Source organism: Vibrio syngnathi (assembly GCF_002119525.1).
GTDB lineage: Bacteria > Pseudomonadota > Gammaproteobacteria > Enterobacterales > Vibrionaceae > Vibrio > Vibrio syngnathi.
In genome coordinates, this window is the sequence record NZ_CP017916.1 from 2,155,488 (window position 1) to 2,172,965 (window position 17,478).

14 protein-coding genes are annotated in these 17,478 nt (G+C 44.3%); 6 read left to right on the plus strand and 8 right to left on the minus strand.

Annotation, left to right across the window (positions count from 1 at the left end; all coding sequences use genetic code 11):
* Positions 1-193: 193 nt before the first annotated feature.
* The 4 genes from K08M4_RS09835 (at position 194) to K08M4_RS09850 (ending at position 5,744) form a co-directional block, all read left to right on the plus strand.
* The gene (locus K08M4_RS09835) at positions 194-763 is read left to right on the plus strand and encodes a hypothetical protein (RefSeq protein WP_004736257.1); all 570 of its coding nucleotides are present in this window, start codon (positions 194-196) and stop codon (positions 761-763) included.
* Between the two features lie 6 nt (positions 764-769).
* Positions 770-4,231: a transcription-repair coupling factor gene (mfd, locus tag K08M4_RS09840; protein ID WP_086049728.1), complete on the plus strand. Its 3,462-nt coding sequence runs from the start codon at positions 770-772 to the stop codon at positions 4,229-4,231.
* A 63-nt stretch (positions 4,232-4,294) separates the two neighbouring features.
* Positions 4,295-5,062: a peptidoglycan binding protein CsiV gene (locus K08M4_RS09845; protein ID WP_017096882.1), complete on the plus strand. Its 768-nt coding sequence runs from the start codon at positions 4,295-4,297 to the stop codon at positions 5,060-5,062.
* Between the two features lie 136 nt (positions 5,063-5,198).
* The gene (locus K08M4_RS09850) at positions 5,199-5,744 is read left to right on the plus strand and encodes a GNAT family N-acetyltransferase (protein ID WP_086049729.1); all 546 of its coding nucleotides are present in this window, start codon (positions 5,199-5,201) and stop codon (positions 5,742-5,744) included.
* Positions 5,745-5,854: 110 nt separating this feature from the next.
* Here the strand turns inward: K08M4_RS09850 and K08M4_RS09855 are convergent, their stop codons facing one another.
* The 7 genes from K08M4_RS09855 to hinT form a co-directional block, all read right to left on the minus strand.
* Positions 5,855-7,144, minus strand: coding sequence for an NAD(P)/FAD-dependent oxidoreductase (locus tag K08M4_RS09855; protein ID WP_017096883.1), 1,290 nt, complete (start codon positions 7,142-7,144; stop codon positions 5,855-5,857).
* A 481-nt stretch (positions 7,145-7,625) separates the two neighbouring features.
* Positions 7,626-8,165, minus strand: a complete 540-nt coding sequence (gene ycfP / locus K08M4_RS09860; RefSeq protein WP_086049730.1) for an alpha/beta hydrolase YcfP — start codon at positions 8,163-8,165, stop codon at positions 7,626-7,628.
* 96 nt (positions 8,166-8,261) lie between these two features.
* Positions 8,262-9,128: a phosphotransferase gene (locus tag K08M4_RS09865; RefSeq protein WP_086049731.1), complete on the minus strand. Its 867-nt coding sequence runs from the start codon at positions 9,126-9,128 to the stop codon at positions 8,262-8,264.
* Positions 9,129-9,354: 226 nt separating this feature from the next.
* Positions 9,355-9,945, minus strand: a complete 591-nt coding sequence (lpoB, locus tag K08M4_RS09870; RefSeq protein ID WP_009847157.1) for a penicillin-binding protein activator LpoB — start codon at positions 9,943-9,945, stop codon at positions 9,355-9,357.
* A 139-nt stretch (positions 9,946-10,084) separates the two neighbouring features.
* Positions 10,085-10,468 carry a YcfL family putative periplasmic lipoprotein gene (locus K08M4_RS09875; protein ID WP_009847158.1) on the minus strand — a complete coding sequence of 128 codons (384 nt, stop codon included), beginning with the start codon at positions 10,466-10,468 and terminating at the stop codon, positions 10,085-10,087.
* A complete protein-coding gene (locus K08M4_RS09880) occupies positions 10,468-11,859 on the minus strand; it encodes a COG3014 family protein (RefSeq protein WP_086049732.1) in 1,392 nt (463 codons plus the stop codon). The genes K08M4_RS09875 and K08M4_RS09880 overlap by 1 nt, the downstream gene beginning before the upstream one ends.
* A gap of 258 nt (positions 11,860-12,117) precedes the next feature.
* Positions 12,118-12,468 (minus strand): purine nucleoside phosphoramidase, encoded by a 351-nt coding sequence (gene hinT, locus K08M4_RS09885; RefSeq protein WP_009847160.1) that lies wholly within the window; start codon positions 12,466-12,468, stop codon positions 12,118-12,120.
* 275 nt (positions 12,469-12,743) lie between these two features.
* Between hinT and K08M4_RS09890 the strand changes: the two genes are divergently transcribed.
* Positions 12,744-14,735 (plus strand): methyl-accepting chemotaxis protein, encoded by a 1,992-nt coding sequence (locus tag K08M4_RS09890; RefSeq protein ID WP_086049733.1) that lies wholly within the window; start codon positions 12,744-12,746, stop codon positions 14,733-14,735.
* Positions 14,736-14,932: 197 nt separating this feature from the next.
* Positions 14,933-16,099 (plus strand): DUF1887 family protein, encoded by a 1,167-nt coding sequence (locus K08M4_RS09895; RefSeq protein WP_086049734.1) that lies wholly within the window; start codon positions 14,933-14,935, stop codon positions 16,097-16,099.
* A 318-nt stretch (positions 16,100-16,417) separates the two neighbouring features.
* On the opposite strand, the gene udp is transcribed toward K08M4_RS09895, so the two are convergent.
* Entirely contained in the window at positions 16,418-17,176 is a 759-nt protein-coding gene (gene udp / locus K08M4_RS09900) for a uridine phosphorylase (RefSeq protein ID WP_009847163.1), read from the minus strand.
* Between the last annotated feature and the right edge of the window lie 302 nt (positions 17,177-17,478).

The following is a 17,478-nucleotide window of genomic DNA, read 5'->3' on the forward strand; positions in this document are numbered from 1 at the left end:
TAACGGGTATTGCCGTTACTGTGTAGGGGTTAATTGAAAATATAGAGTGAATTAACTCAATTAGTTAGGCTTGAAAAACAGAACCTTGTCTAATAGCTAACTTTCAAACAACTATTTGAGACTTTCAATTAACTGACCTTGATTACTGCGGCCACATAGCGATAATCAATAGATCACTTCAAGGAACTAACGCATGACAGAACAAGAGTTTTTCACCGTTCACCACAGCCTCACCGCGAATATTGAGCCAATGGACAGCGGCTTCACTTTACCTTCTCAGATTCAGTTCGAATCTGAGATCCCTGCCCCGTTTGTCGTGGCAAGTGAATTTAGCCAATTGGATCTATTAGCTGACAGTGCTCGCAACGAACTGAAAAACAGCGACTTGAAGAATGTCATCAGTTTATTGGATGCACAGAACTCTAAATTAAACCTCTTGTTGAGCTTTATGTTATCGCAACAAGATGATGAACAATTTCGTACCCACACGTATTCATTTGGCGCGAGTCAGTTCTCTTGTTTTTCCAAAACAGATATCGAAGCGGGTCGCTTAGTTAAAGCTAAGCTCTTTATCGAGCACCCAGCCGCCGCTATTTATTGCTACGCAGAAGTCTTCGCTAGCGAACCAAAAGATTCAGGCTTCGAAATCAAATTCAAATACGCTCATCTTCGTGATACTGACCAAGACTTGCTGATCAAGGCTGCACTTCATCAACAACAAAAGCTCTTACGTCAACGCTCTCTAGAACGAGATAACAAGTAAATAGACATGACAAAACAATCCATTTTTACACTACCTAAGCTCAAAGGCGCCGGTGATAAAAAACACATCGGTAACCTAGTTGGTTCATCTCTCGCGCTTGCTATCGCTAGACTTGCGGAGCAGCATAACAGCCATACTTTACTTGCAGTGCCCGATCCTCAAATCGCACTCAAGCTTCAATCAGAAATTGAACAGTTTACGTCACATGAAGTGGCACTATTCCCTGATTGGGAGACTCTGCCATACGACAGCTTCTCACCGCACCAAGAGATCATTTCTGACCGTATCGCTCGCCTTTATGCACTACCAACGTTAAAAGATGGCATCACGATCGTACCGATCAGCACGCTACTACAACGTCAGTCGCCACGTGACTTCTTGTTGCAGCACACCTTAATGGTGAAAACGGGCGATCTGTACTCGTTAGAGAAGCTGCGTCTTCAACTTGAAAAGTCTGGCTATCGTTACGTAGACCAAGTGTTTGGCCCGGGTGAGTATGCGAGCCGAGGTTCAATTCTCGACTTGTTCCCAATGGGCAGCAAAGACCCGTATCGTATCGACTTCTTCGATGACGAGATCGACACCATTCGTACTTTCGATCCTGAAAATCAGCGCTCTATTGAAGACATCTCTGAGATCCGTTTGCTGCCAGCTCACGAGTTCCCAACCTCTGAAAGTGCTATTGAAGATTTCCGCATTCGCTGGCGCCAACAGTTTGATGCGCGCCGTGAACCAGAATCGGTTTATATGCAGGTTTCAAAAGGCACTTGGCCCGCAGGTATTGAATACTGGCAGCCGCTGTTCTTCGACCATACTGAAACCTTGTTTGATTATGTTGCCGATGAAGCGCAAATCCTCGTTCTAGGTGATGTAGAGACCGCGGTAGATTCATTCCTAACAGACGTTTCTCATCGATACGAACAACGCGGTGTTGACCCGTTACGACCACTGCTGAAACCAGAACAACTTTGGCTACAAAAAGACGAACTGTTCGCACATTTCAAACAAAAGCCACAGGTCAATCTGAGCTTAGATTCAATTGAAGAAAAAGCCGGCCGTACCAACCTTCCGGTTGTGTCTCTGCCTGATCTCAGCGTTCAACATCAGAATAAAGAACCTTTGTCTAACCTAAGAAAGTTCACTGAAGCCTTTGACGGCAAAGTAGTCTTTTCGGTTGAATCTGAAGGCCGCCGTGAAGCACTGAGTGAATTGCTTCGAGGCATCAAAGTTCGTCCAAGCGAAGTTGAAAACCTCGACGCGGCGATTAAAGGTAAAGATAAGTTCACCCTGATCCTAGGTTCTGCTGAGCATGGTTTTATCCACAAAGAGCAAAACATCGCCCTTGTCTGTGAAAGCGACCTGTTAGGTGATCGCGTTGTTCAGCGTCGTAAAAAAGATAAGAAAAGCGTAAACAGCGACACCGTAATCCGTCACCTTGCGGAACTTAAACCGGGTCAACCCGTTGTTCACATTGACCACGGTATTGGTCGCTACATCGGCCTGCAAACCCTAGAAGCGGGTGGTATGAAAACCGAATACGTAACACTTGAGTATCAAAACGATGCCAAGCTCTACGTACCAGTTGCATCTCTGAACTTAATTGGCCGCTACTCTGGTGGCGCTGAAGATTCCGCACCGCTACACAAACTTGGCGGTGAAGCATGGCAGAAAGCTCGTAAGCGCGCCGCAGAGAAAGTCCGTGACGTCGCAGCCGAACTGCTCGATGTTTACGCCAAGCGTGAGCTTAAGCCGGGTTACAAATTTGTGCTCGATCGTGGTCAGTACGCAACCTTCAAATCTGGCTTCCCGTTTGAAGAAACCGATGACCAAGCGATGGCAATTAATGCGGTAATGTCTGATATGTGCCAAGCAAAAGCCATGGACCGCTTGGTGTGTGGTGATGTTGGTTTTGGTAAAACTGAAGTCGCTATGCGTGCTGCGTTCGTGTGTACCGATAACAGTAAGCAAGTGGCAGTGTTAGTTCCTACTACCCTGCTTGCTCAGCAACACTTTGAAAACTTCCGCGACCGTTTCGCCAACTTGCCTATTCGTGTCGAAGTTCTGTCTCGATTCAAATCAGCCAAAGAACAGAAATCGATCATGCAAGATGTCGCCGACGGTAAGGTCGATATCTTGGTGGGTACTCACAAGTTACTTTCAAGTGACCTTCAGTTTAAAGACCTTGGCCTGTTGGTTGTCGATGAAGAACACCGCTTTGGTGTGCGTCAGAAAGAAAAAGTGAAAGCAATGCGTGCGGATGTCGATATCCTAACGCTCACCGCGACGCCAATTCCACGTACATTGAACATGGCAATGAGCGGCATGCGTGACTTGTCAATCATCGCAACACCACCAGCACGACGCTTAGCAATAAAGACCTTTGTCCGTGAGAGTGATGACGCGATCGTCAGAGAAGCGGTACTTCGTGAAATCATGCGTGGTGGTCAAGTTTACTTCTTACACAACCAAGTCGACACGATTGAAAAGACGGCTGAGTCACTACAGAAACTGATTCCAGAAGCGCGTGTCACCGTGGCTCATGGCCAGATGCGAGAGCGCGAACTAGAACGCATCATGAATGACTTCTACCACCAGCGTTTTAACTTGCTAGTGTGTACAACCATCATCGAAACCGGTATCGACGTACCAACAGCCAATACCATCTTAATGGACAGAGCCGATAACCTTGGTTTAGCGCAACTGCACCAATTGCGTGGGCGTGTGGGTCGATCTCACCACCAAGCTTATGCCTACTTGCTAACACCTCCCCCGAAAGCAATGACCAAAGATGCCGTCAAGCGATTAGACGCCATTGCTTCACTTGAAGACTTAGGTGCAGGCTTTACGCTAGCAACCCATGACTTAGAGATTCGTGGTGCAGGTGAGCTGTTGGGTGATGAACAGAGCGGTCAGATTCAGTCGGTCGGCTTTACGCTTTACATGGAGATGCTTGAACAGGCAGTTGAAGCATTGAAAGAAGGTAGAGAGCCATCGCTTGATGATCTATTGCGTGAACAAACTGAAATTGAGATGCGTCTGCCTGCACTATTGCCAGATGACTACATCCCAGACATCAACACACGCTTATCAACGTACAAACGTATAGCGAGTGTGAGTGACACCGACGAATTAGCCGAGTTGAAAGTCGAGTTAATTGATCGCTTCGGCCTTCTGCCGGATGCTACCAAGAACTTATTGTCAGTTTCAGAGCTAAAATTAGCCGCGGCGTCTATCAAAGCGAAGAAAATTGAGGCTCACGATAAGGGTGGATTCTTAGAATTCTACCCGGATGCTGACATAAACCCGGCCTACCTTGTTAAACTGTTGCAATCTCAACCGCAAAAGTTTTCAATGGAAGGACCAACAAAGTTCAAGTTTACGATACCATTGGTCGACAGACGGAAACGAATTCAATTTGTTAGTGATTTATTGGGCGAATTCAGACAGAACTTGCTGCCTTCGGCATAAGACCCAATCCACTTGCACATATAAATTATCCAGCCGGTAGTTCGGCTGGAAGACGGAGTAAAAATGAAAAGACTGATCCCACTGCTACTATTGTTCGTCTCACTGCCAAGTTTGGCGCAGAGACAATTTGATATAGAAGTGATCATTTTTAAGCGTGCTGTTGATGCAGAAAAAGTGAATGAATCTTGGCCAAACACACAGCCTCAGATTTCACTTGAGCGCGTAGGTTCATTTCAAGATACCCAATACCGAGCGAAGAAAGGCGTGCAGATGCTGCCTTACTCGGAATACAAGTTAACACCTCAGAAAGATAAGCTACGCAAACACGCAGGCTTTGAAGTTCTGATGCATACCGCTTGGCGTCAAGGCGACCAAGGCAAAAGCTCGGCTCCGGTTTTCCATATTCAGGCCGGTAAAGACTTCTCTAAACAGTTTAATGCCGACGGTTCTGAGAAAGGTGCAGTAACTGCATCAAATCCGAATGGTTTTCAAGAAGAGACTATTGATAAGCCGCTTTACGAGTTAGACGGCAAGCTGCAAATCTACGTTCAGCACTATCTATACGCTGAAACGACATTGGATTTAAAAGCGCCGAGCGTTCGTGAAGTGACTCTACAAGAGCAACAAATCGAACTAGATTCACCTGTAAGTGGTGCAGAAAGTAACGTGCAAGTGGGTAATCTAACGGAGATTTCTCCGACGGTTGAAGTCCAAGAGTTTCTTAAGAGCTACCGCATGGACCAAAAACGTCGTATGCGCAGTACAGAAACTCACTACCTTGACCACCCACTTCTTGGAATGGTTATTCAAGTTCGACGCGTGGCGCAGTAAGTTACTTGCCGATTCGGCTATAATTATATAAATAATTCAATCCGCCCTCCTAGTGAGGGCGTTTTATTAAGTGCTATCTATCTTTATTCTGCACTGAATCCTTTGTTCAGTACTTACATGTAATTCGGTATTTCTTATGAGCCCTGACTTTCAGATAAATACTCAACACCTCAACCTAAAAATCATTGAAGCCTCAGACGCTCAAGAGTTTTCGCAGCTGGTTAAATCCTCCCCGAGTTTATTGCCATGGCTCGACTGGTGCCACGACGAGTTTTCGACCGTCGAGGCCGAGAGATTCATTCTTGCGACTCGCTTAAACTGGGTTAAAGCTGATGCGTTTGGCTTTGGTATCTTCGAACGAGAAAGCGAAAAGTTAGTCGGCATGGTGGCCATAAATGAGCTTTACCACACCTTTAATATGGCAAGTTTAGGTTATTGGGTGGGTGATCAATTTCAGAGAAAAGGGATAGCGAAAGAAGCAATGCTTGCCCTATTTGAATTTTGCTTCGCAATGCTCAAGTTGACGCGTTTGGAGATTGTCTGCGATACAGAGAACCTACCCAGCCAAAAGCTGATCGAGAAATGTGGCGCTGAACGTGAAGCCATTGCAAAGAATCGCTTTATCTTTAACGGTAAACCGAAAGACGGCGTGGTTTATTCTGTGTTACCTCCATTATCTTAATCGCTTAATAGAGTAACAATCCGAAATAACACGTACTCGACACGATCGAAAAAGAGCTCCGAAGAGCTCTTTTTTATTATCAGCGTAATGACCTTAGAAGGCTTACCTGATTAGTGAAGCTTTAGGTTTGGACGAAGGACACGGTTAATACGACCCACCAACATCATCAGTGATGTTTTGATTAAGCCGTGAAGTGCCATCTGGTGCATTCGGTACAAAGAGATGTAAACCACACGAGCAATACGTCCCTCAACCATCATCGAACCTTTAGTCAGGTTACCCATCAAGCTACCTACTGTAGAGAAACGGCTTAGTGAAACCAGTGAGCCTTTATCTTTGTAGATGTAGTCTTTCAGGTCACGGCCGTTCAGCTTAGCGATGATGTTGCTAAATGCGCAGCTTGCCATTTGGTGAGCCGCTTGCGCACGTGGTGGAACAAACGAACCATCCGCTTGTGTACATTGCGCCAAATCACCGATAGCAAAGATGTTGTCATCAAGCGTAGTTTGCAGCGTGTTTTTGACAACCAACTGGTTGATACGGTTCGTCTCAAGACCACCGATATCTTTCATGAAATCTGGCGCTTTAATACCAGCAGCCCATACCATGATCTGTGCTGGGATCTTCTCACCATCTTTGGTCGTTAGACCGTCAGCATCAGCTTGTGTAACCATTGTCGTTGTACGCACGTTTACGCCAAGCTTTGTTAGCTCAGAATGTGCCGCGCTAGAAATACGAGGAGGTAGAGCTGGAAGAATACGCTCACCCGCTTCAACAAGGTTAACGTTCAGCTTGCTTGAATCTAGATCACCAAAGCCGTAAGTACGAAGCTCTTTAACCGCGTTGTGCAGTTCTGCAGAAAGCTCAACACCGGTCGCGCCAGCGCCAACAATCGCAATGTCTACGGTACCTTGGCCGTTCTTAGCATGAAGCTTTAAGAACTGATTGTTCATTTCTGTACGGAAACGGTGTGCTTGCTCTGGGCTATCTAGGAAAATACAGTTGTCACGAACGCCTGGAGTATTGAAGTCGTTTGACGTTGAACCTAACGCCATTACAAGAATGTCGTATTCAAGTTCACGGCTTGGCATCAGCAACTCACCGTGCTCATCAGTCAACTCGCTCAACGCAATCACTTTACGTTCACGATCGATATCGTTCAGGCTGCCCATTTGGAAATCAAAGCAATGGTTTTTTGCGTGTGCGCGGTAGCTTAGCGCATCAACACCTTCATCCAGTGAGCCAGTGGCTACTTCATGAAGTAATGGTTTCCATAGGTGGCTTGCTTTACGGTCTACCAGAGTAATCTGGGCACGTTTCTTACGACCTAAAGTGCGGCCTAGCTTAGTTGCTAGTTCTAAACCACCAGCACCACCGCCTACTACGATAATTTTTGTCACAATGACAATCCTCTACAAAATGAATAAATGGGGTTCGGCTCGATTACTCCAACCGATAAATTCTATGTATCTACTCGACCTTAATTCCAAAGGCTGCGGCTCATTTGATGCCTGTGATAATAAGTAACAACAGCTCACTGAGTAGTTAGAGGGATTACAAGCAACAAACATTGGTTTGTCACTTTGCTCACGAGGATGAAAAAGGTGTCTACCTGAGAGGCAGAGCACAAATTATGGGCAAGTTTTATCACTCGCTCTCAATTTTTTTTGACATTTATCAAAATATTTTGCTTTAGAACATTATATATAGCAAAAAGATGACCGCAACAAAAATCCTTACCCACAATGAGGATTCGTGACTGATTAGTTAACGTTTGCGCAAACTCATCGATAAAATCTATATGTCTAAAGCAACACTTGCAAATTTAGATAAAAAAAGCAGCACTCAATTGAGTGCTGCTTTATGAAATGGCTGTAATGATTAAGCGTTTTTAAACGCTTTCATTGCCTGTAAGTGTTGAGAGATCTTTTTGAACTTATGATTCTCTTTTTCGTCCCAGACAATTTCGTAGTAATCTTCTAGAGCGGAAGCTGTTTTCGTATTGTCGTGAATTTCATCTTCACGAGAAAGCACCACTAAACAGCGTCCTTTGTTCTTCATACGATACTGAGCAACACACTTAGTCGCGATGTCTTCGTACTCTTCTGGGCGATCAATTCGACCTACCATGTTGTTCTCAGGGTGCAAATTCGGGTTGAACACCACCTGCTTGATACCGCATAAGAAACCAATACGCTCAGACCAAAAACCACCTAAACCTACACCACAAATGATTGGATGTGGATCATCGGATTGCTCTATCACTTTATGCACTTCTTTTAGCAAATGCTGCATATCGTGTTTTGGATGCAAAGTACTGTAGTTGATGAAACGAACGTCATCATCAATGAATTGCAACTGCAGTATTTTTTCGTGATTGCCCGGGCTTGTTGAGTCGAAGCCGTGTAGATAGATAATCATTGTACCTCCCCCATTGAATATTGGTACGTTTTGATCAATCTAACACGAAAAACAAGGTTTTAAAGGGAAGACCTCTGAAATTATATTTTTCACTTCCTAAACGTGATCATAGCTACATAAAGTGTGACTAAGAGCCTCTGCTTCACCCAAATAACTGTCATCGCCCCATAGCTGATGAGCAAGTAAATACCACAGCATTGCCATCATTTGGCTTCTTGGTAACCAGGCTTCTACTCCGTCAAGCCACGATTGGGGATCATGGATACCTCTTAGCTGACAGTACTTATTAACAGCTTCTGTAACTGGTAATCGGGCAACAGCAATAGTCAGCGTAAGATCAAGCCTTGGGTCTGCTAGCGCTGCGTATTCCCAGTCAATGATCTTAATCCCATCTTGATTCTTCACAAGGTTATAGCCACCGAGATCAAAATGACACAAAGACAGGCCTACACTTGGGATACTTGGAGCCACGCGCCACTCTTGATAAATCTTAGTGCAGGTTTCAGTCTTATGAACCGCATCAAGCTGAAGCCAGTAGTGGTCAACTCGAGCCGTATAACTGAACGGTTGGAGCGGCAGTCGCGCAGTATTAACCAAATGCACTGAGATCAGCGTCTTCAGTAAATCATCCTGCTCGAGTCCTTCGTACAACGTCTCACCCGCGATCCATTCAACCAGTAAGCCTTGCTCATTGACCACTATCGGACTTGGGCCGATATCTAGGCGCTCAATAGCAGACAGTACTTGATACTCTTCATGGCGAGAGATGAAGAACGCTTTGGTGATGGGGGTAATTGGACGCCAAACATACGCGGTGCCATCGGCTAAAACCAATTTCCAACATCGATTAGTCAACCCACCTGTCAGTGTCTGTGCTCTGATTGGAGGCTCAGAAAAGTAGCCATCAAGAGAACTCAAACTGGTATCAAGAAGCTTTGCTTCAGACCAAGAAAAAATCGCCATACTTACTCCCTATAAACGTCTTAACTGCCCTATAAACGTCTTAATTTCCCTACAAAAAAGGCACTGACCAAAAGCCAGTGCCTTTTCATTAATACCAATCACAGCAAATAACATGTACTGCGTTGAGGCATGACTTAGCCAAGTTAATAGCACACTAAGCTATTTAAGAAGCTCAATAAGCTAAATTAAAAACTCAGTAAGCTAATTAGAAGCCAAGTAAACTCGATTAAAAGCCCAGTAAGCTCTTAGATTGTTGCTTACGGATTTCAGTCTCGTCAGCCCATTCAATCAAGCCAGACTCAAGATCCATTAGGCGCATAGTCATTTTGTAGTATACGTCTTCGTCGCTGCCCGCTTTCTTAACGATGCTTGATAGGTTGCCATACAACATGTACTGAGCACCAACCATTTTACCAAATTGAATTGCTGAGCTTTGATTTACAAGCTCATCATTGTTTTGGAAGTTCAATTGCTCACGAACAGACTCTACACGGTCCATATCAACGAAACGGAACTTACCAGAGTTCAGCATTTTAGTACTGATGGTATCAGTGATTGACTCAGTATCGATGTGCTCACTTGTTTTGTTCTTGATTCGCTCTACGAACACGATTGGACGTTGCTCACGAGTAATGTAAGACACAGAACCAGACGCCATCATGCTATCGACCATTTCGCCCGCAATCGTTTGAAGGTCAGTTGAACCGAAATCGATTGTCGTGGTTTCTACTGATTGTGCATCACCGTAGCTTACCTTGTTTGAACAACCGCCTAAAATAACCGCTAAACCTAGTAGCGCAATGACACTCTTTTTCATTTTGTTTCCTTAACTAATCACTAAGCGGGGTTACCCACACTCTTAAATTTTTGTATTTTCGAATCCTTAGACCCGTTCAATCTCATCTTTGCTATAAAGCTTGGAACCACTCTAAATATGAGCGGTTCCAAACGAAAGTTTACTGCTCTCTGAACTGAACTCTGAACTGAGTCGCTTTCGGATTTACCGACACTTCCGACAACGAAATACTTTCAAAGCCACGAACAATCGCTTGCTTCCAAGGACCTTGTTTTAGGTTGACCTCAAGACCAGCATCGTCGTACCAGTAAAAGCGATAAAGGATATGTTGATCGCCTTTATAGTTACTGTTTAAACGCACGATTCCTCGCGTATGACCGTCGACGAGGTCAGTACGGATATCTTCAACCTGTAAGCGGCTACCCAATACCTTATCACCAAAGAAAACGTTCTGAGTTTGACTATCTACCCTTACGCCAGCTGTATTATCAGCACAACCAGCCAGAGCCATAACCGCTGCTAAGCTCACTAACCACTTTTTCATTACAGCCTCCCTAGCTGTTTATGCCACATTGTTGCATTGTTTCCTTGTCGAGAAATCCACACCAAAGTGGTCTGCCCTTCTCGAATATCAAAGTCATACGTTTTAGCACCCGCTTCTAACGTATATTGACCACTGTTTGCTACAAACGTGCTGGTCTTTATTTCCGCAGGCAAAGATTGCCAGCTTCGAGTGTCTGGTTGTTCCGTGAATGCATTCCAGACGTTGAACAAAATGTTACCGACATCGTTACCTTGAGTTGCTTCTTTACGGATGCGGTCTTTCGCGACCACACGTAACGCTTGGCGAATAACAATGCTCGTCATACGTTCAGATAAATCATTCTGCGCCATCGCATTCACATCCGTAATCAAATGCTCAGACAACGGTTGCCCGTTGATTCGTAGCGCAGAAAAACGTTCTACGTTTTGGCGCGGGTAATATGGCAGCGCCAGAGAGTATATTGCACCCTGATCGCGACTGTCATAAATAGGTAAATCTAATCGCCAACTGTCCATTGCTTGAACTGCACTTTGTTCTTGAAGCACAATCACTCGCCCTTCGCTTGCCCCTAACTTAGATGACTGTTTGTAGCGTTTTTTCAGTGTTGCTAAATCTTGTCGCATCCCTAAGCGAGCAGCTGTTGCCATAGTTCTATCGATGATTTCTTGGTTGTCAGGCATGATGGCCAAAGCACGTCGATAGTCCACATAAGCACTGTTCAGGTCGTTAGATGCTTCGTAAAGCAGGCCAGACAAAAACATCAGATACGCATTTTGCACAGATTGCAGCTTTTTACCCGCATCAGGGTAATTCGCAAGAATACTACCCACGTTCGCAGACAACCCTTGAGATTTTGCGTCGCTAGCAGCACTTTCTAACTCAGCTTCACGTTGTTTCTTTGCTTGTTCCTGAACTTGGTTGGCGCGACGCATTTCGATCACCGCACCTTCTAAGTCGTTTTTCTTCAAATAATTCAAACCAAGATATAAATGCAGAAAACCCAACTCATAGTCAGCAGGCACATACTCAGTAATATTGTCATTCACAGCTAACGCGCCGACACTGGCTGCACTGTCTGACACAGAAATCACCGCTTTACTTTGCTGATCTTTTACTGCCTGATCGGCCAATTCGAGCGACGACTTACTCTCCGGATATTTTTGATCAAGTAGATTAATTCTACCTTTTTCAAAGTTATCAAGAATGTCACCTGCTACGTAATCTGGTAACTCTTGTTGAGCCGTTGAATAATCCCCAGACTTGACTGCTTGGTAAATATCATTGTTTTGTGCGCTGTAATGACTGAACAGGCTCCCTGCCGACATATTCGCACAACCCGCTGTCAACGCCGATAACAGGGCAATGGAAGCGAATCTAAACTGGTGCTTCACTTATCGTCTCCGTGCATGTTTAAAATGCCCACTCTATAGGTCTCATTATCAAAACGAAACACGTTGTAAAAAGGATCTTAAGCAAGGTAATCCCTTGCTTAATTAGCTCTGCCTGAGCGAAGCCGATATTCAGACAACAGATAAAACTAAAAGTTGGCATACAAACAACAAATTTTCCAACTCGCTGTTTATGTTAATTAACCATTAACTTGTATTAATGAGATCATTAACTGTTTCGTTAGCTTATTAGCCTTTTAATTAACTCATTAAAAGCGGGCCAAGCGGGCGGCCACCAACCAAATGCATGTGAATATGGTAAACCTCTTGGCCACCGTGAGAATTGCAATTCACAATAAGACGATAGCCATCTTCTGCAATGCCTTCTTCTTTTGCTAACTTACGAGCAACAGTAAACATACGTCCCATCATTGCTTCATCTTCCGCTTCAACATCATTCGTTGTTGGAATCAGCTTGTTAGGAATAATGAGAATATGACTAGGAGCACGAGGGTTAATATCGCGAAATGCGGTTACTAAATCGTCTTGGTATAGTAGATCTGCTGGGATTTCTTTATTGATGATCTTACTAAAAATGGTTTCTTCAGCCATGTGTCTCTCCGATAAAACATTTATTTTTTAATGCTTTGAGTATGCGCTATGCCGCATCAAACCACAATAAACCTGCTTTAAAGCATAATAAAAAACACCGTTCAAATCAAAAAAAACACGCCTTACCTCTCAAGAACGGCATATTGGCTAGGACAAAGGACTATTTTTGACGTGTGCGTCATAAAATGCGTAAGCCGAGCTCAATAGAATCCTGATAATTTTGTTAGTTTTGTTTTGACCTGGTATTAGGTCCACATTTATTTAGGGAGAAAGTCATGAAGGGATCTGTGATCAAGCGTATGTACGCTGGTTTCGCACTGATCATCATCATGTTCGCAGTCACGATAACCATCATGATGAGCAGCATGAATCAGATACATAGCAATTTTGAGAGCGTCTCAAAAGTCTCATTGCCGCTGGTTGCGCTTTCAAACCAAACAAGTGTCCAATTACTTTCCGCTGACAAGTCATTTAAAGACTTCTTAACCACACAAAATTCTGAGCGTATGTCTGCAATGCGAACAGAGTTTGCAGCATCACAAAACGCTTTTTCTGAAGTGCTAGGTAGCCTAGAAGCAGCAAGTCAAAACAATACCTCGCTCACTGAGCGCATCTCGCAATTAAGAGCAATGGAAGAACGTTACTTCACCGAAGCAGATGAAGCGATGAACAATTACATCGCCATGTTTGAGGCGCAAGAACAAGTACAAAAAGCATCACGTGATTTCCAACGTTTACATTCAGAATTGACCGTTGGCATGAAAGAGTACGTTGCCGACCAAAAAAGCATCTCTGTCAAAGTGATGGCAAAGAGCTACTTCATTAAACTACAAGACGCCGAGGTGATCACTTCTGACGCGCTAGCAAGTTCTGATGTTGCCTTCGTACAAAAAGCCGTTAACCAAAACAAAAAGGCCGTTACCCACCTAAACTACGCGTACCGTGGCTTAGCGACACAATTGCCTGCGATTAAAAATGTTTTCGATGAATCGGTTAAAAACTTCACCAAAGACGTGGGACAAAAAGGCGGTGTTTTAGATAAACATAATAACTATCTGAAAGCGAAAGAAGCTTTGTACATCAACATTGCTAACCTAGCCGTTGAGGTCGACCAAGCAATGGCGGTGCTGGATTCTTTCAACGTCACAGCGGAAGAGCAACTCAACTCATCATTAGCAGATGCGAGCAGCATCTACGACAACGGTCTATTCAAAGCGATCGCAATTGGCATTGTTGTCACCGTATTCGCTGCAGCGATTGGTTACCACATTGCACATAGTGTAAGGGAGCCACTCACGCGCATCCTCGGTACATTAGAAGGCCTGACTGAAGGCGATATGACTCAGCGTATCGATATTCGATACGACAACGAATTTAGCCGAGTAAGCCGTCACATCAATACCTTAGCCGACAACCTGCACAATATTCTGGTGAAACTGAACGACGCTTCGGATGACCTAACCAATACTGCAAGCGTAAACCAAAAAACCTCTTCTGAGACACAGGCTCAATTGAACAACCAGCGTGAACAAACGGCAACGGTCGCAACGGCAATGACACAAATGTCTCATTCGGTACAAGAAGTAGCAAACAGCGCACAAAGCTCATTAACTATGGTTCAACAAGTAGAATCGGCTTCTGAATCAGGTCGTCAGGTCATGAACACCAACATCAGTACCATTAATCAACTCGAGGTGCGTCTGACTGAATCCGTGGGTGCTGTAGGCGAGCTACAACAGATGAGCAGCCAGATTGGCTCTATCCTCGATGTTATTCGTGGTATTGCTGATCAAACCAACCTACTTGCACTCAACGCAGCAATCGAAGCCGCGCGTGCAGGTGAACAAGGCCGTGGATTTGCTGTCGTCGCTGATGAAGTTCGAGTACTGGCACAAAAGACAACTCAATCAACATCTGAAATCGAGACCATGATCAGTAACCTACAATCAAGCTCTAAAACAGCAAGCAATGTGATTGAAAGCTGCATGAGCGATATGGATATGTCGGTTCAACAAGCTTCAAGTGCTAATAGTGCTATGGAAGAAATTCAGGCATTGATTCTAGAAATCAGTCGTATGAGTACGCACATTTCTCAAGCCGCGGCTGAGCAGAGTGAAACTTCGGGTGATATCGCGCGTAACATTGAAGACATCAACCAGATTGCTGATAAGAGTTATCAAGCGATGTCATCTATTGCAGAGGCAAGCCAAAACCTAACAATCCTGGCAAACCAGCAAGGCGATTTAGTTCATCAATTCAAACTATAAGTAAACGAAGAACCAATAGATATTCACCTAAAATGTTGGGATATCTCACCCAATAGTGATAACTAATTGAACAAGGGCAACTTTTATCAAGGGTTGCCCTTGTTTTTTATGATCTTTGTCATTATATGATTATTAAGGCTTGCTGCTTCCCGTTTTTTCTTTCACCTTTATGAGCGAGCCGCTATTAAGGAATTTATATGGCTGTTCATGTTGGCATTATCGATCAAGATCCCATTCGCTTGATCACCCCACTACTCGACAACCGAACGATCAGCACTCATATCGTGTTTATCGGTGACAAAAATCAAGTCAGTATCTATCAACGCTTAGACAGCGTTTTGAAAAAGCGTGATATTACGAGTGAATTTTTCGAGATTCCAACTATCGTAAACACGTCTGTAATTAAAGAATCTATCCAAACCCTTGCCGAAGACCTCAAGGCTCGAGGTCAAGAAGTAAAACTCAACGCAAGTTGTGGCCTTCGTCACCGCTTACTTTCTGTCTACGAAGTGTTCCGTACTTACCACTGGCCAATCTTTGTTGTTGAACCTAACAGTGACAAGCTGTGCTGGCTTTACCCGAATGGTAAAGAAGATGCACAAGTTCAAGATCGCATCACTATCGATGACTATCTAACGGTATTCGGTGCTCGTGGTGAATTCAGCGATGTACAGCTGTCTCCACAGCTCGACCAAAAGCTTTATGAACTGGGTGAACGCTGGGCAAGTAATGCATTAGAATTAGGCCCAGGCCTTGCTACATTGAACTACCTTGCAACCACCTGCCGTAAAGAACAAAGGCTTGATGTAGGCTTGTCTGAGAAGCAACAAGGTTATCGCGAGCTGAACATGCTATTGAGCGATTTAGTCGAAGCTAAGATTGCCACTTATGACAATGGTATTTTGACGTTTGCCAATGAAGACGCGCGACGCTTCTCAAACGGCGAATGGCTTGAAACATTGGTTCATAGCACCGTTAAGCAGATCCAAGATGACATGCCGACCATTCAAGATCGCTCTTTGAATGTTCAGGTTTATCGTCAACTCGGTGAGCGCGAGGTTCGTAATGAGCTTGATGTTGCCTCTGTAGTGAACAATAAGCTGCACATCATCGAGTGTAAGACCAAAGGTATGCGTGATGATGGCGATGATACCTTGTACAAGCTGGAATCGCTTAGAGACCTTCTGGGTGGCCTACAAGCACGTGCCATGTTAGTGAGCTTCCGCCCTCTTCGTCATAACGACATCACACGAGCCGAAGATCTTGGCCTTGCATTGATTGGCCCTGACGAATTAAAAGATCTTAAAACACATCTCGCGGCATGGTTTACCGCCGCCGGTGGTGATGAAGACTTAGAGTGCTAAAAACAAATAGACTCTTAAGGGCTAAACGCTGTTAAGTAAATATAAAAAGGCGAATGACTATTAAGTCACTCGCCTTTTTTGTTCTCCAGCCATTTATCTGCTTCGCTCCATTGTCATCTTTCATCTTTCATCTTTCATCTTCAACTATCTATGCCTTTAATTTCTTTGCTCCATAAAAAATGGCCGCATCATTCGATGCGGCCATTTTCAAAATTTGAAGTCGATTTAAGACTTAGTGCACTTGAAAACTAAATGCACTTGAAAACTTAAAGCACTTTAAAACTTAAAGCACTTTAAAACTAAAAGTACTGTTACGACTTAAAGCATTTTACGAGCAGCTTCTACAACCACTTTGATTGAGCGCGCTTCCGTTACTTTTAGTGTTTCGTGATCAGGTATCTCTTTTTGAGTACGGTTGATGATCACACCAGCAACACAACCTGCTTTCAAACCAGAACTTGCACACATTGTTAGTAGCGTTGCAGATTCCATTTCGAAGTTAAGAACACCCATGTCTTGCCATTCTTGCATAGAACCTTGGAAACGCTTAACCACGCGACCAGAGAACGTGTCGTAGCGCTCTTGACCTGGGTAGAAAGTATCACTTGAAGCAGTTACGCCCATGTGAACTGCTGCGCCTGATTCTTCAACTGCTGCTTTCATTGCTGTAGCAACTTCGAAGTCAGCAACGGCTGGGAACTCCATAGGAGCGAAGTGCAGGCTAGCACCGTCTAGACGAACAGAACCCGTAGAAACAATCATGTCACCCACATTTACGTGAGGTTGGATAGCACCAGTAGTACCAACACGCAGGAAAGTGCGAACGCCAAGCTGAGCAAGCTCTTCAACTGCGATAGAAGTAGATGGGCCACCGATACCTGTTGAACATACAACAACTGGCTTACCGTCTAGCTCTGCGCGGTAAAGCGTGTATTCACGGTGACTCGCTAGAAATACAGGATTCTCCATCTCTTCTGCAATTTTTTGCACACGAGCAGGATCACCAGGAATGATCGCAAGAGTAGCACCGTTAAGATCTGCTTCAGTAACACCTAAATGGAAAACAGCTTGAGACATAGTTCGCTCCTTTTGGCTTATTGGGCTTTTTACCCTTATTTAAGCTCATAGTAAATTCGTGGGGTACGAACACACTCTAACCAAGCTCATAATGAAATGAAGTGACGAGCATCACACCAATGATCGCAACAACATTTCAGGTTTCACGAAAAACCGATTGGCATCACAAAAATAAGCAATCCGAACAGCGGCGTTGCATACTAATGAGACAAAAAGCGCCTTTAACGTATTACCGCTAAAGGCGCTTTTATGTGAAGTGCAGTTTATATAAGACGTTTTTAAAATTAAGAGCGTCTATGTCT

Bases quoted from the DNA above. Each gene is read 5' to 3' on its own strand.
- lpoB (WP_009847157.1), bottom strand. From the start codon at position 9,945: ATGAAAAAGAGTGTCATTGCGCTACTAGGTTTAGCGGTTATTTTAGGC.
- K08M4_RS09890 (WP_086049733.1), top strand. From the start codon at position 12,744: ATGAAGGGATCTGTGATCAAGCGTATGTACGCTGGTTTCGCACTGATC.
- K08M4_RS09835 (WP_004736257.1), top strand. From the start codon at position 194: ATGACAGAACAAGAGTTTTTCACCGTTCACCACAGCCTCACCGCGAAT.
- ycfP (WP_086049730.1), bottom strand. From the start codon at position 8,165: ATGATTATCTATCTACACGGCTTCGACTCAACAAGCCCGGGCAATCAC.
- K08M4_RS09895 (WP_086049734.1), top strand. From the start codon at position 14,933: ATGGCTGTTCATGTTGGCATTATCGATCAAGATCCCATTCGCTTGATC.
- K08M4_RS09865 (WP_086049731.1), bottom strand. From the start codon at position 9,128: ATGGCGATTTTTTCTTGGTCTGAAGCAAAGCTTCTTGATACCAGTTTG.
- udp (WP_009847163.1), bottom strand. From the start codon at position 17,176: ATGTCTCAAGCTGTTTTCCATTTAGGTGTTACTGAAGCAGATCTTAAC.
- K08M4_RS09845 (WP_017096882.1), top strand. From the start codon at position 4,295: ATGAAAAGACTGATCCCACTGCTACTATTGTTCGTCTCACTGCCAAGT.
- mfd (WP_086049728.1), top strand. From the start codon at position 770: ATGACAAAACAATCCATTTTTACACTACCTAAGCTCAAAGGCGCCGGT.
- K08M4_RS09850 (WP_086049729.1), top strand. From the start codon at position 5,199: ATGAGCCCTGACTTTCAGATAAATACTCAACACCTCAACCTAAAAATC.
- hinT (WP_009847160.1), bottom strand. From the start codon at position 12,468: ATGGCTGAAGAAACCATTTTTAGTAAGATCATCAATAAAGAAATCCCA.
- K08M4_RS09875 (WP_009847158.1), bottom strand. From the start codon at position 10,468: ATGAAAAAGTGGTTAGTGAGCTTAGCAGCGGTTATGGCTCTGGCTGGT.